Raw genomic sequence first — 13,354 nt, 5'->3', positions numbered from 1 at the left:
AACAGGTGTTACCGCGCCGCATACAATGGTTCGGAGCAAGTTTCGTGCCTCTATGACATTGCCCTCCTACCCAAACAACACCCCCCTCGTTCGTCGCATCGGCCGCCTGGCCATCGGCGCGCTGTTGCTGGCCGGCCTCGCCTCGGGCGTCCTGGCAGAGACCGCAGACCGCAGCAAGCCGATGAACATCGAGTCGGACGCCATGCGCTACGACGACCTGAAGCAGACCAGCGTGTTCACCGGCAACGTGCTCGTCACGAAGGGCACGATCATCATCCGCGGCGCGCGCCTGGATGTGCGCCAGGATGCTGAGGGCTACCAGTACGGCGTGGTCACCGCGGCGCCCGGCAAGCGCGCCTATTACAAGCAGAAGCGCAATGCGCCCGACGAGTGGATCGAGGGCGAATCCGAAGTCATCGAGTACGACAGCCGCGCCGACAACGTCAAGTTCATCCGCAACGCCACCATGCGCCGCTTGCTCGGTGCCACGCCGAACGACGAGAGCCAGGGCGCGCTGATCGTCTACGACCAGAGCAACGACACCTACACCGTCAACGGCTCGACCGTGCCGCCGAACACGGCAGTGAACGCATCGACCCCCACCGGCCGCGTCAAGACCATCCTCACGCCCAAGGCCGCCACTGCGCCCAAGCCCGGCGCCTCGGCCCCGGCCGGCGCGAAGCCCGCGCCGCCGGCTCCCACCCCCGCGCCCGGCTCCGGCCTGCGCCCGACCACCACGCTGAGTGGAGAGGGAGAAGGGCGCAAGTGATCGAAACCGCCGGAATCCAGGAAGCCAACAACGTCCCGGGCAGCCGCCTCGTCGCGCGCGGCCTGCAGAAAAGCTATGGCAGCCGCACCGTCGTGAAGGACGTCTCACTCGACGTGCAGAAGGGCGAAGTCGTCGGACTGCTCGGCCCCAACGGCGCCGGCAAGACCACGTCGTTCTACATGATCGTCGGGCTCGTGCGCGCCGACGCGGGCGAGATCACCATCGACGGCGAGCCGATCGCCCACATGCCGATCCACCGCCGCGCGCGCATGGGCCTGAGCTACCTGCCGCAGGAAGCGTCGATCTTCCGCAAGCTCACCGTCGAGGAAAACGTGCGCGCCGTGCTCGAGCTGCAGCGCGAACCCAACGAGAGCGGCAAGGTGGTGGCGCTGTCCAAGAAGCACATCGAGGAGCGCCTGTCCGAATTGCTGACCGACCTGCGCGTCGATCACCTGCGCGATTCGCCTGCGCTGGCGCTCTCGGGCGGCGAACGCCGCCGCGTCGAAATTGCACGCGCGCTGGCAACGCAACCTCGCTTCATCCTGCTGGACGAGCCCTTCGCCGGCATCGACCCGATCGCTGTGATCGAGATCCAGCGGATCATCAGTTTCCTGAAGGAGCGTGGCATCGGCGTGCTCATCACCGACCACAACGTGCGTGAAACGCTGGGCATCTGCGATCACGCTTTCATCATCAGCGACGGGCACGTGCTGGCACAAGGCACACCCTCGGAGATCGTCGACAACGCCGAGGTACGCAGGGTGTACCTGGGCGAACACTTCCGCATGTAAGGGAGGGTCGAGTTCTTCATGAAGCAAGGGCTGTCCCTTCGCGTCTCGCAGCATCTGGCGCTCACGCCACAGCTGCAGCAGTCGATTCGCCTGCTGCAGCTTTCCACGCTCGAGCTGAGCCAGGAGGTCGAGCAGATGCTGGACGAGAACCCGTTCCTCGAGCGCACCGCTGAAGAAGCGGCGCGCGAGGAATTCGGACTCGATGCCGTCGACACGCCGGTGCCGCGCGACGACGGCGGCGAAACAGGCGAAGGCGATTTCGCCCCGGTCCCGACCAGCAGCGCGACGACCGCGACTGAAACCACCTCGACCCCCGACACCGACGGCCCCGCCGCCGAAATCGCCGAGCGCGAGCCCGACTGGGAAGGCGACGGCACCGTCGACATGGCGCCCGACGACAGCGAGTGGGGCAGCGACGCGCCCGCGCGCCAGAACAACCTGGGCGACGACGAGCGCGCCGACGCCACCGAGCTCGCGCGCAGCCAGGAGTCGCTGCAGTCGTTCCTGCACCGCCAGGCGCTGAGCCTGCGCCTGAACGAGAACGACAGCGCAGCGCTGCGCTTCCTCATCGAATCGCTCAACGACGACGGCTACCTCGAAGACTCGCTTCCCGCACTGGCCTCGGGCCTCGCGGGCGACGACAACGACCAGTTCGACGAGCTCGTGCACCACTTCCAGGTGGCGCTCGGCCTGCTGCAGAGCCTGGAGCCCGCCGGTGTCGGCGCGCGCGACCTGGGCGAGTGCCTGGGCATCCAGCTGCGCGCGCTCGCGAGCGAAGACGAGACCGAAGACGAAGAACTCATCCGCAAGACCGCCATCGCGATCTGCAAGCAGCCGATGGAGCTGCTCGCGCGGCGCGACTTCAAGCGCCTGGCCACGCTCACGCGCACCAACGAAGAACTCGTGCGCTCGGCGCTGCAGATCATTGCGCGGCTCGAACCCAAGCCGGGCCGCCGCTTTGTCGACGTCGAACGCAACATCGTCATTCCCGATGTGATCGTCACCAAGACCGGCCGCGGCACCAACGTGAAGTTCCGGGTCATGCTCAATCCCGAGGTGATGCCGCGCCTGCGCGTGCATGACATCTACGCCGGCGCACTCAAGTCGCACAAGGGCGAAGGCAGCCAGGCGCTGTCGCAGCGGCTGCAGGAGGCGCGCTGGTTCATCAAGAACATCCAGCAGCGCTTCGACACCATCCTGCGCGTGAGCAACGCCATCGTCGAGCGGCAGAAGAGCTACTTCGTGCACGGCGAGCTCGCGATGCGCCCGCTGGTGCTGCGCGAGATCGCCGACGAACTGGGCCTGCACGAATCGACCATCTCGCGCGTGACCACCGCCAAGTACATGGCCACGCCGTTCGGCACGGTCGAACTCAAGTACTTCTTCGGCTCGGCACTCGGCACCGAGACCGGCGGCAACGCATCGAGCACCGCGGTGCGCGCGCTCATCAAGCAGTTCGTGAGTTCCGAGAGCATCAAGAAACCGCTGTCGGACAGCCAGATTTCCGAGATGCTGAAAGAGCAGGGCATCGAGTGCGCGCGCCGCACCGTGGCCAAGTACCGCGAAGCGCTGCGCATCGCTCCTGCCAACCTCCGCAAGGCCCTGTAGAAAGCCGCCGATGACCCGTCGCCTGCTGTCGCGCTGTGGGCATTGGGTCTTCGCCATCGTGGCCGCATCGCTGTTCGCGGGTTGCGCCGCCTTGCCCGACGAGCCGCCGCGCCCGCCCACCAAGGCCATCGCCGTCTCGGCCGACACCGCGCTTGGCAAGATCGCGCTGGCCTCGCAGCCCGACCCCGACCTGAGCGGTTTCCGCCTGATGCCCGGCGGCGACTTCGCCTTCGACACCCGCATCCAGCTCGCGCGCCGCGCCCAGCGCACGCTCGACGTGCAGTACTACCAGATCGAGAACGACGAGACCGGCCGCTACCTGCTGCGTACCCTGCGCGATGCGGCGCAGCGCGGCGTGCGCGTGCGCCTCCTGATGGACGACCTGTACACGTCCGGCGAAGACGAACTGCTGCTCGGCCTGGCCGCCACGCCGAACGTCGAGCTGCGGCTTTTCAATCCGTTCCCGGCCGGGCGCGGCAGTCTCCTGAAGCGCTTCACCGCCTCGCTCTTCGACTTCAGCCGCGTCAACCGCCGCATGCACAACAAGCTCTTCATCGCCGACGGCGCGATGGCGGTGGCGGGCGGCCGCAACATCGGCAACCAGTACTTCACGCGCACTTCGGGCGAGAACTTCATCGACCTCGACACCTTCGTTGCCGGCGCGCTGATCCCGCGCCTTGGTGCGCTGTTCGACCAGTACTGGAACAGCGTCTACGTGCGGCCGGTCCAGTCGATCATCGCGAGCGACCTCTCGCGCGAAGAATTGCAGAAGCGCTTCGACGCCGCCACCGGCCCCGACACCACGCCCCCGCCGCCGAAGCCCGCGCCCAACGACCTGCTCGGCTACAGCCCGATGGCCGACGACCTGAACGCGGGCAAGCTCGGCCTGATCTGGACCCTCGCCGAGGCGTATGCCGATTCGCCCGACCGCGTGATCGGCAAGACCGCGTCGTACGGCGGCGTGCCGCTGCTCGATGTCGACAGCGTGCGCTACAACGTCGTCGAGCAGATGCGCCGCGCGCGCAGCGAAGTGACCATCGTCTCGCCCTACCTGATCCCGGGCGCCGCGGGGATCGAGGTGATGAAGGAGATCCGCGGGCGCAACGTGAAGATCAGCGTGGTCACCAACTCGCTCGCCGCCACCGACGAGCCGCTGGTGCACACCGCCTACCGCCGCTATCGGCCCGAGATGCTCAAGCTCGGCGCCGACCTCTACGAGCTGAGCACCAACCGCACGCGGCGCAGCGTGCGGCTCGGCTTGTTCGGCACCTCGGTGGGCCGGCTGCATGCGAAGTCGGCGGTGATCGACCGCAGCATCCTCTTCGTCGGCTCGATGAATTTCGATCCGCGCTCGGAGACGCACAACACCGAGATCGGTCTCTTCATTCGCAGCGCCGAAATGGCGCAGCAGGCGCTCAAGCTCATCGATGTGCTGAAGCAGCAGGGCGCCTACCGGCTGCGCTTTGTCGAAGGCAGCGGCGAATCGCACATCGAGTGGATCAGCGAAGACGCGGGCAAGACCACGGTGTTGACCGAAGAGCCCGACTCCGGTTTCTGGGACCGCACGATGCTCGAACTGCTGGCGCCGTTGACGCCCGAGAGCTTGCTGTGATCCCCGGCAACCTGCACTCGAAAAACCGTTCACGCTGAGCGTGTCGAAGCGCTGCGCGAGGCTTCGGCAAGCTCAGCCCGAACGGGTGGGCTTCAGTTGCCGCGCACGGCCGACCACACGAGCCGCAGGCCCAGCAGGCCCATCACGCCGCCGGCCGCGCGATCGATCCAGGCCTTGTAGCGCAGGTAGGCCGAACGCGGCGCGGCCGAGGAGAGGGCGAGCGCGACGATCGCGTACCACCCCGTCTCGATGCAGAAGATCACCGCCGGCACCGCGAGCGCCAGCACCAGCGGCACCTCGCGCGGCAGGAAGGCCGCGAAGATGCTCGCGTACACCACGGCCGTCTTCGGATTGCTGACCTGTGTGGCGAGCCCGAGCAGGAAGGTGCGCTTGCCGCGGCTTTGCTGTCGCGGCGAAGCGTCCGAATCCTGCGTCATCGCCAGCGGCTGCCGCGCACCGCGCCAGATGCGAAAGCCCAGGTAGATCAGGTACGCGCCGCCGAAGCCCTTGATCGCGAGGTAAAGCCCCGGCACCGCGAGGAACGCCGCCTGCAGCCCGGCCAGCGCGGCAATCGCGAAGACGAGGCCGCCCGCGCCCATGCCCAGCGCCGCCGCGAGCCCATCGCTGCGCGAAGCCACGGCCGTGCGCGCGACCATGACGAAGCTCGGGCCGGGGCTCATGGCGCCCACCGTCATGGCGCCGGCGATGCCGAGCAGGGCGAGTGTGGTGTCCATCATGTCCTGGTTCCTTTCACCGTCATTGCTGCACGTTCACCGCTTCCACCTGCACCAGCAGCTTCACCTTGTTCTCGAAGCCGAAGTTCAGCCCCCAGTTGATGCCCCAGTCGCTGCGCTGCACGGTGGTCTCGAAGTCGCCGCCGCACACCTGGCGGTTGATCAGCGGGTTCAGGTAGCAGTTGAAGCGCACGGCCTTCAGCGTCACCGGCCGGGTCTGGCCCATGAGCGTGAGGGTGCCCGGCACGTCGACCACCTTGTCGCCGGCGAAGTCGATGCGGTCGGCAACGAAGCGGCCGGTCGGGAATTCGGCGACGTTGAAGAAATCCTTGCTCTGCACATGGCGGTTGAGCAGGTCGACGCCGGTGTTGATGGTGCCGATGTCCATGGTGATGTCGACCTTGCCGCTCGTGCCCGTGCCGTCGATCTGCACCGAGCCGTCCTTGGTGCTGAAGCGGCCGCGGTTGGTGGTGGTGCCGTAGTGGCCCATCTCGTACATCACGAAGGTGTGCGTGGGGTCGATCACGTAGTTGCCGTTCTTCACGGGGCCGCCCGCGGGCTTGGCGGCCACGGCGGGGGCCGTGTATTCCTGCGCGATGGCGGCGAACGGCAGCGCCGTGGCCGACAGCACCGAGGCGAGGACGAGCTTCTTCATGGCAGTGGGAATGAGGGACATGGGATGTGCAATCGGAAAGGTGAATATCAGAGCGGCCCGAGGCCTGCGAGCGTGAGCTTGAAGCGCACCTGCACGTCGTTGCCGACCACCGAGGTGTCGGTCCATTCGCCGTCGCCCACCTTGTAGTCCAGCCGCTGGATCGTGAAATACCCGCTGGCCACCGCGTAGTTGCCGCCGGCCGGGGCGATCGTGAAGGGCACCGTGATCTGCCTGGACGTGCCCTTGATGGTGAGCTTGCCCGCCACCTCGAACCTGCCATCGCCCAGCGCCTTGATGGCGCTCGACTGGAACGTGGCCTGGGGAAATTTCTCGGCGTCGAACCATGGCGCCTTGGGCAGCTCGGCATCGCTCATCGGCACGCCGAAGCCGGCGCCGGCGGTAGCTATCTGCAGCGCGACGCTGCCGCCCTCGGGCTTCTTGGGGTCGAAGGCGATCTGCGCATCGAACTTCCTGAAGGTGCCTTCCATCGGCACGCCCATCTGCTTGCTGACGAAGGCGATCTGGCTCTTGTCGGCCACCAGCCTCGCGCCCGGCTCGGCGGCGGCGGGCATTGCCGCGGCGAGGGTCAGCAGGATCGGAAGAAAGAGGCGCGTCATCCGGCAGGTTCCTTCAGTTGCGTGGGTGGCGAGGTTCAGGCCACATGCGTTTCAAGAGACCGTCGCGGTCGATCCAGTGGTGCTTGAGGGCCGCCGCCACGTGCAGCAGCGAAACCGCTGCCAGCGTGAAGGCGCTGCCCTTGTGCAGCGGCTTGAGTATGGCCTCGGCGAGGTCCTTGTCGAGCGGCACGAAGTCGGGCAGCGGCAGCACGCCGAACCACACGACAGGAATGCCCAGCGCCGAGGTGTAGGCCCAGCCGAACAGCGGCACCGCGAAGAACAGCAGGTACATCGCCGCGTGGCTCGCCCGGTAGCCCGCAATCTGCCAGCGTGGCATGGCGGCCAGCATCTGCGCCGGCATCGCGGGCGGGTGGTGCGCAAGCCGCCACAGGAGCCGCACCGCCGACAACAGAAGGATCGTGACGCCGGCCCATTTGTGCCAGTTGTAGAGCTTGATGCGCTGCGGCGAGAACGGCAGCCCCGTCATGTAGAGCCCCACGCCGAGCGAGCCGACGATCATGGCCGCGAGCAGCCAGTGCAGCGCGATGGCCACGGTGCCATAGCGCTGGCCGCGCGGGACGGCGGCAAGGGGATGAAGAGGGGTCTCGGCAGACATCGGGGGCAGGGCGGGCGGCCTGTGCGCGGAGCATATCCCGGAAGGCGTGGCCTTCGGTGTTGCATGGGGCGTGCCAGGCCTGCCGCTCGGGCCGTCAAGGCCGCTGCCGGGCCCGCAGCAGCACGCCGCGCAGCTCCTCCGGCTGCACGGGCTTGCGCAGCGCATGCCAGCCGCGCTCGGTGGCCAGGCGCTGGGTGGCCTCGTTGATGTCGGCGGAAATCAGCGCGATGGTGAGCGCGGGGTTCTGCGCCTGCAGCCGCTCGGCCAGCGCGATGCCGTCGAGTGCGCCCGGCAGGCGGATGTCGCACAGCGCTGCATCGAGCGCGCGCAGGTCGGCCAGCGCCAGCGCTTCGGCGGCACTGGCGTAGACGCGCGGTTCCACCTCCCACTGCCGCAGCAGCGCAAAAAGGCTGTCGGCCACCACGGCGTTGTCTTCCACCACCAGCACGGCAAGGCCGGGGCGCAGCGCGGGTGCAGCCTCGGGGCCGGGCTGCGGTGGGGGCGCCGGCTGCAACGCCGCTGCGCCATAGCCCGGCGCCGCGGGCAGCTCGAAGCCGAACACGGAACCCCGGCCCGGCGCGGAGCGCAGCGAGACCTCGATGCCCAACTGCGCCGCCAGCCGCCGCACGATCGCGAGGCCCAGGCCGTGCCCGTGCTGCAGGTTGCGCTCGACGTTGCCGATCTGCTCGAAGTCGTTGAACACCCGCTCCTGCGCGTCCGCCGCGATGCCGATGCCGCTGTCGCGCACCTCGACGCGCCAGGCCCGCCCGGCGCCCCGGCGGCGCGCCCGCACCGCCAGCAGCACGCGGCCGCGCGGCGTGAACTTGACCGCGTTGTCGACCAGGTTGGCCAGCACGCGGCGCAGGGAGACCGCATCGGTCCATGCCACCGCGGCGGCCGGGCAGCGCACGGTCACGCGGCCGTCGCCGGCCTGGCGCGCCAGGTCCTGCAGCAGCGGTGCCAGCGCCACTGCCACGGGCCGCAGCGGATCGACGGCGGCCTCGATGCGGCCGATTTCGAGCAGCTGGTTGGTGAGCCCTTCCAGCGCCTGCTGCGCCCGCGCGAGCGAGACCACGGTGTGCTGCACCGCACCGGCGTCCGCGCCGGTGTCCAGTTGCTGGCGCAGCACCTCGGCCTGCAGGCCGATGGCCATCACCGGCTGGCGCAGGTCGTGGTTGGCGGCCGAGAAGAAGCGCAAGCGCTCGGCCTGCGCCTGCTCGGAGGCGCGCAGGCCCGCAAGCGCCTGTTCGCGCAGCGTGCGCTCGTTCAGGCGCAGGCCGATGTTCTCCTCGAGCTGGCGCGAGCGCTCGGCCACCAGCTTCCACATCATGGCGGTGAGGCCGATGCCGATCACCGAGACGGCCATCATCGTCGGCGCGCCGAGCGTGAGGCCGGTGACGATCACCGGCGCGAGCAGCAGCGTGATCGCCAGTTGCGTGGCCGGCGTGTAGAACGACACCGAAAACGCCGACGACAGCGTCATGCCCATCAGCATCAGTCCGAGCAGCAGTTGCTGGTCGGGTCGCCCGGGGTTGAAGAGCAGCACGCCGGCCAGCCCGTGCGCCAGTTCCCAGACAGCGGTGCGCAGCGTGTGCACGCGCTGGGCGTGGCGCAGGCTTTCGGGCGTGAAGGGCTCGGGCAGGCGCTGGGGAAAGAAGCCGCGCATCACCGTCACCCCGGTGATGAGCGCGATCCACACCAGGGCGCGCGCGAGCGAGTATTGCCAGGCGAAGAGCGCCGCCACGCCGCAATTGAGCAGGTATTGCACCAGCAGCACCGGGCCGATGGGCCGGATCGAGAGCCGCAGCACCTCGCACTGGATCGCGAAGCGGTCGCTGGCGTCGGCGGCCGGGGCAACCGTGGGAGCGGGGGTGGGAGTCATCGGCAAATCGACTATATAGAGAAGGTTCATGACGCGGCGACAATGGAGTCCCCTAGTCGGGCTTCCCGATGGCCAACTTTCCGTGAACGATCTTTCCTTTTTCCTGCCTTGCGCCGCCGGCGTCGAGGAATTCCTCGCTCAAGAGGTGCATGCCCTGACCGGCCGCGTCGGGCAAGACCTGCTCACGCTGCGTGGCGGCGTGCGGGTGCGTGCCGACTGGCGCGACGCCCTGAAGCTCAACCTGCACAGCCGGCTTGCGCAGCGCGTGCTTGTGGAGCTGGCCCATGCGCCCTACCGCAACGAGAACGACCTCTACGCCATCGCGAGCGGCGTGGCCTGGGAGATCTGGTTCACGCCCAAGCAGACCTTCAAGATCGAGACCACCGCCCAGCACAGCCCGCTGCAGAGCCTGAACTTCGCCACCCTGCGCATCAAGGACGCCATTGCCGACCGCTTCCGCGCCAAGGCCAACGGCGTGCGCCCCAGCATCGAGACCCAGTGGCCCGACACCCGGGTGTTCGCGCACCTCACCACCGACAGCTGCACGCTCTACATCGACACCTCCGGCGAGCCGCTCTTCAAGCGCGGCTGGCGCCAGGACAAGGGCGATGCCCCGCTGAAGGAAACCCTGGCCGCCGCCATGCTGGCCGCCAGCGGCTGGTGGAACCCCGAGACGGGCGACGTCGCCGATGCGCCGCTGTACGACCCGTGCTGCGGCAGCGGCACCATCCCCATCGAGGCGGCGCAGATTGCGCGCGGCATCGCGGCCGGATCGCTCAGGCGCTTCGGTTTCGAGAAGCTGCTGCCGTTCCAGGCGCACGTGTGGGACGCGATCAAGAAGGAAGCGCAAGCGGCCGTGAGATCGAGCAGCGTCGCGATCTTCGGCTCGGACGTGTCGCACCGCATGGTCGACTTTGCCGAGCGCAACGCGGAGCGCGCCGGCGTGGCCGATGCCATCGAGTTCCGCGGCGGCGACGCGCTGCAGCGCATGCCGCCGGCCGAAGGCGGCGTGGTCATGCTCAATCCGCCCTATGGCGAGCGGATCGAAGTCGGTGGCGTGGCAGGCTCGGGACGTGCAGGCGCGCGCGAATCCGCGCAGACCGAAGAGGGCGATGGCAGCGAGTTCTTCCCGCAACTGGCCACCCACTGGAAGAAGAACTATGCCGGGTGGACGGCCTGGGTCCTCACGCCGGACCTGAAGCTGCCCAAGCAGATGCGCCTGAAGGAATCGCGCCGCGTACCCATGTGGAACGGTCCTATCGAATGCCGCCTGTTCCGCTTCGACATGGTCGCCGGCTCCGCGCGGAAGTAGGCGCGTTCAGCGCGGCGCGGCATCCGGCTGCTTGCCGCCGCCGACGTTGCAGGCTGCGTTGACCGTGCGCGCGGCCAGCTCGGGCGGGGCGCCGGGCAGCGTCATCGGGCGGATGTCGTCGTCCTCGAACTGCTTGACCGCCACGGGCTCTCCGACGAAGTTGGGCAGGCTGTAGTAGGTGGCGCTCACATAGCGGGCGGTGCGCGCTTCGCAATCGACGCTCGCGCGGGCCTCGAAGGAGCGCAGCTTGAAGCCGTCCTTGCCGGTGAAGTCCTTCGCGAGGCTCATGCGCAGGGTCACGCCGCGGCGCGCGCCGTCGACCTCGATGCGGGTCGGGTCGACCTGCACATAGCTGCTGGTCGCATCGCCGGGCGTGCCGCTCAGGGTCAGCCATTCGGCCTGCGCGAGCGCGCAGGCGAGCAGGGCGAGGCAGAACAGCGGGAGTCGTTTCATGAGGAAGGAGGGCTGCGTGTCCGGAAGCACGCGCGGTGCGCGCCGCAGCATTGTGGGGCGTAGCGCCCGACCCGCGGCTGACCAGGGGTGCACATGGTGCAACATCGGCGCTCCTTTCTTCGCCGCCATGACCCTTCCTGAAACCGGCCTCGTCGTCATCGACACCAACATCGCGCTCGACCTGCTCGTGTTCGACAACCCCGATTGCCTGCCGCTCGCGGCGGCGCTCGCGTCCGGCGCACTGCGCTGGATCGCCACCGCGCCGATGCGCACCGAACTCGCGCGGGTGCTCGGCTATCCGCTGATTGCGCGGCGGCTGGCCCAGCGGGAGATGGCGGCGGCCAGCGTGCTGGAGGCCTTCGACGCGCGCGTGAGCCTTTTGACTGACAAGCCGCCGCGCGCGCCCTGCGTGTGCAAGGACCCCGACGACCAGGTCTTCATCGACCTCGCGGTGGCGCAGCGCGCACGGCTCTTCAGCAAGGACCAGGCGGTGCTGACGATGCGCAAACGTTTGGCTGCGCAGGGCGTGGTCGTGGCGACGGTGCTGGTCCCGGCTTGAGGGGCTGGAAACCGGTCCGCGCGGGGTCGTCTAGACAAGCATCTCCCATCGATGGCCTCGCCGATGGCTGCACAGGCGCGCCAGCGTGGAAAGCGGTTGTCTAGACAATGCTGGCGGCGCGAATCCGCCGCTTGCCGTGCGCGCATACGAATCTTCGTAGTCCGCATAGGGTCTGGCAATTGCAAGGCCCAAACAATATCTTCCGCCCCGCGAACCCGGTCCCTGCGCTCACCGTGACGTGCCAGCGCGCCACAGGCCTGTTTGCCCCCGAAGATGCCGTTTCATCGCCGCGTCGCCCGCGAATCCCAGGATCGCAGGCGTGTTGTCTCCTGTCAGCCCAACCCAAAGCCATGACGAGTTCCAGCCAACGATCCCCGCGTCAACTGCTCCCCGAACTGGAGGTCGAGCGCAGCCGCTCGACCGAGCTCGGCTACGAGCCATCGACCGAGGTGGGGCTGGTGCGCTGCCTCGAACACGGCTTTCCGACACCGCTCGCGCGCTGGCATTGCCATGAGGAGTACGAGCTGCACCTGATCGTCGCCACCTCGGGCCAGGCCTTCGTGGGCGACTGGATCGGCGCCTTCGAACCGGGCCACCTCGTGCTGTGCGGCCCCAAGCTGCCGCACAACTGGATCTCGCTCGATGCGCCGCCCGAAGGCGTGCCGCAGCGCGACCTGGTGATCCAGTTCCTGCACGATCCGATCTTCGAGGCGGCCGAGCGCATTCCCGAACTGCAGGAGGCGGTGCGCATGCTGGAGCGCGCGCGCTACGGCATCGAGTTCTTCGGCATGGCCGCTTCTGCCGAGGCGCACTGGCACCGCGTGAAGGATGCGCGGGGCCTCAAGCGCTTCAGCCTGTTCTGCGACTTTCTCGCCGACATGGCGATGTGCACCGACTACCGCCTCCTGTCAGGCATGCAGACCGATGGCGACCACGGCATCGAGGCCATCGACGACGTGGTCACGCGCATCGCCAACGACCCCGCGAAGGACATCAGCGCGGCCGACATCGCGGCCGAGCTCGGCATGAACGCAGGGCGCTTCAGCCGGCTCTTCCGGCGTGCCACCGGCCACAGTTTTCTGGGCTATGTGAACGAGGTGCGGGTGAACAAGGCGTGCCTTCTCCTGATGCAGAGCGAGCGCTACGTCACCTCGATCTGTTACGAAGTTGGTTTCAATAACGTCTCGAATTTCAATCGCCGATTTCTCGAGATCAAAGGTGTGACGCCGACCGAATTTCGCAGGCAAAGCCAGCTGCGTTTCGAAGGCGCGGGCAGTTTGGAGAACTAAAGGATTCCGAGCGTTTTGCGATCTTTTTACGAATGTTAATTTGTATCGGGATTCGCAAAAACTGTATCGAACACGCGACGGATGCGTCCCTACGATCCGCCTGTTCTTTCAGCCACCTTTCAGGAACTTCTCTCATGCAAATCCATCGTCTGACCCAGCTGAGCCGCCAACTTGCCTCGAAGATCAAGATCCGCGGGCAAGGCATGACCGAGTACCTCGTGATCCTGGGCCTGATCGCCATTGCCGCGATCGCCGTGTTCAGCTTCTTCGGCCAGACCATGCGCAACCAGGTTGCCGGCATGGCCAAGGAAGTGGGCGGCCAGTCGGGCGCCACCGAAGTCACGAACGCGCAGACCGCCGCCGGCAAGGCTTCGACCAATGCCCAGGTCAACATGAACATGAGCACCTACACCAAGGGCGGTGCCGAGGCCACGAAGTAAGGCTTTCTCTGACGGCC

Annotated in this window: 14 protein-coding genes; 8 read left to right on the top strand and 6 right to left on the bottom strand. The window is 67.8% G+C overall.

All coding sequences use genetic code 11. The features are described 5' to 3' along the window. Nucleotides 1-52: 52 nt before the first annotated feature. Genes lptA through J2W23_RS15310 form a run of 4 tightly spaced genes read left to right on the top strand, consistent with a single transcriptional unit; the run spans nt 53 to nt 4,780 of the window. The gene (gene lptA / locus J2W23_RS15325; RefSeq protein ID WP_307649333.1) at nt 53-769 is read left to right on the top strand and encodes a lipopolysaccharide transport periplasmic protein LptA; all 717 of its coding nucleotides are present in this window, start codon (nt 53-55) and stop codon (nt 767-769) included. Beyond that, a complete protein-coding gene (lptB, locus tag J2W23_RS15320) occupies nt 766-1,560 on the top strand; it encodes an LPS export ABC transporter ATP-binding protein (protein WP_176660816.1) in 795 nt (264 codons plus the stop codon). The genes lptA and lptB overlap by 4 nt, the downstream gene beginning before the upstream one ends. Nucleotides 1,561-1,578: 18 nt before the next feature. Continuing rightward, a complete protein-coding gene (gene rpoN, locus J2W23_RS15315) occupies nt 1,579-3,168 on the top strand; it encodes an RNA polymerase factor sigma-54 (RefSeq protein WP_307649332.1) in 1,590 nt (529 codons plus the stop codon). Nucleotides 3,169-3,178: 10 nt separating this feature from the next. Continuing rightward, entirely contained in the window at nt 3,179-4,780 is a 1,602-nt protein-coding gene (locus J2W23_RS15310; RefSeq protein WP_307649331.1) for a phospholipase D family protein, read from the top strand. A gap of 92 nt (nt 4,781-4,872) precedes the next feature. Here J2W23_RS15310 and J2W23_RS15305 read toward each other — a convergent pair whose 3' ends face one another. From J2W23_RS15305 to J2W23_RS15285, 5 genes are all read right to left on the bottom strand, one after another. Continuing rightward, nucleotides 4,873-5,517, bottom strand: coding sequence for a LysE family translocator (locus tag J2W23_RS15305; protein ID WP_307649330.1), 645 nt, complete (start codon nt 5,515-5,517; stop codon nt 4,873-4,875). 19 nt (nt 5,518-5,536) lie between these two features. Then, nucleotides 5,537-6,169: a YceI family protein gene (locus tag J2W23_RS15300; RefSeq protein WP_307649329.1), complete on the bottom strand. Its 633-nt coding sequence runs from the start codon at nt 6,167-6,169 to the stop codon at nt 5,537-5,539. 47 nt (nt 6,170-6,216) lie between these two features. After that, on the bottom strand, nt 6,217-6,786 hold the full coding sequence (locus J2W23_RS15295) for a YceI family protein (RefSeq protein ID WP_176660821.1): 570 nt from the start codon (nt 6,784-6,786) through the stop codon (nt 6,217-6,219). A gap of 13 nt (nt 6,787-6,799) precedes the next feature. Further along, nucleotides 6,800-7,402: a cytochrome b gene (locus J2W23_RS15290; RefSeq protein WP_307649328.1), complete on the bottom strand. Its 603-nt coding sequence runs from the start codon at nt 7,400-7,402 to the stop codon at nt 6,800-6,802. Between the two features lie 94 nt (nt 7,403-7,496). Then, nucleotides 7,497-9,284, bottom strand: coding sequence for an ATP-binding response regulator (locus J2W23_RS15285; RefSeq protein WP_307649327.1), 1,788 nt, complete (start codon nt 9,282-9,284; stop codon nt 7,497-7,499). Nucleotides 9,285-9,366: 82 nt separating this feature from the next. Between J2W23_RS15285 and J2W23_RS15280 the strand changes: the two genes are divergently transcribed. After that, on the top strand, nt 9,367-10,596 hold the full coding sequence (locus J2W23_RS15280; protein WP_176660824.1) for a THUMP domain-containing class I SAM-dependent RNA methyltransferase: 1,230 nt from the start codon (nt 9,367-9,369) through the stop codon (nt 10,594-10,596). Nucleotides 10,597-10,602: 6 nt separating this feature from the next. Here the strand turns inward: J2W23_RS15280 and J2W23_RS15275 are convergent, their stop codons facing one another. Next, complete coding sequence (locus J2W23_RS15275) at nt 10,603-11,049, bottom strand: surface-adhesin E family protein (RefSeq protein WP_307649326.1); 447 nt, start codon at nt 11,047-11,049, stop codon at nt 10,603-10,605. 127 nt (nt 11,050-11,176) lie between these two features. On the opposite strand from J2W23_RS15275, the gene J2W23_RS15270 reads away from it, so the two are divergent. The 3 genes from J2W23_RS15270 to J2W23_RS15260 all read left to right on the top strand — a co-directional run bounded on the left by J2W23_RS15270 (nt 11,177) and on the right by J2W23_RS15260 (nt 13,337). Continuing rightward, nucleotides 11,177-11,608 carry a putative toxin-antitoxin system toxin component, PIN family gene (locus tag J2W23_RS15270; protein WP_176660826.1) on the top strand — a complete coding sequence of 144 codons (432 nt, stop codon included), beginning with the start codon at nt 11,177-11,179 and terminating at the stop codon, nt 11,606-11,608. A 350-nt stretch (nt 11,609-11,958) separates the two neighbouring features. Continuing rightward, nucleotides 11,959-12,897, top strand: a complete 939-nt coding sequence (locus tag J2W23_RS15265) for an AraC family transcriptional regulator (protein ID WP_307649325.1) — start codon at nt 11,959-11,961, stop codon at nt 12,895-12,897. A 134-nt stretch (nt 12,898-13,031) separates the two neighbouring features. Continuing rightward, nucleotides 13,032-13,337 carry a Flp family type IVb pilin gene (locus J2W23_RS15260; RefSeq protein WP_013538963.1) on the top strand — a complete coding sequence of 102 codons (306 nt, stop codon included), beginning with the start codon at nt 13,032-13,034 and terminating at the stop codon, nt 13,335-13,337. Nucleotides 13,338-13,354: the final 17 nt, after the last annotated feature.

The organism is Variovorax boronicumulans, assembly GCF_030812215.1.
GTDB classification, from domain to species: Bacteria; Pseudomonadota; Gammaproteobacteria; order Burkholderiales; family Burkholderiaceae_C; genus Variovorax; species Variovorax boronicumulans_C.
Note: the sequence above shows the minus strand (reverse complement) of the source record. Positions and strands in the feature narration are given on the sequence as shown.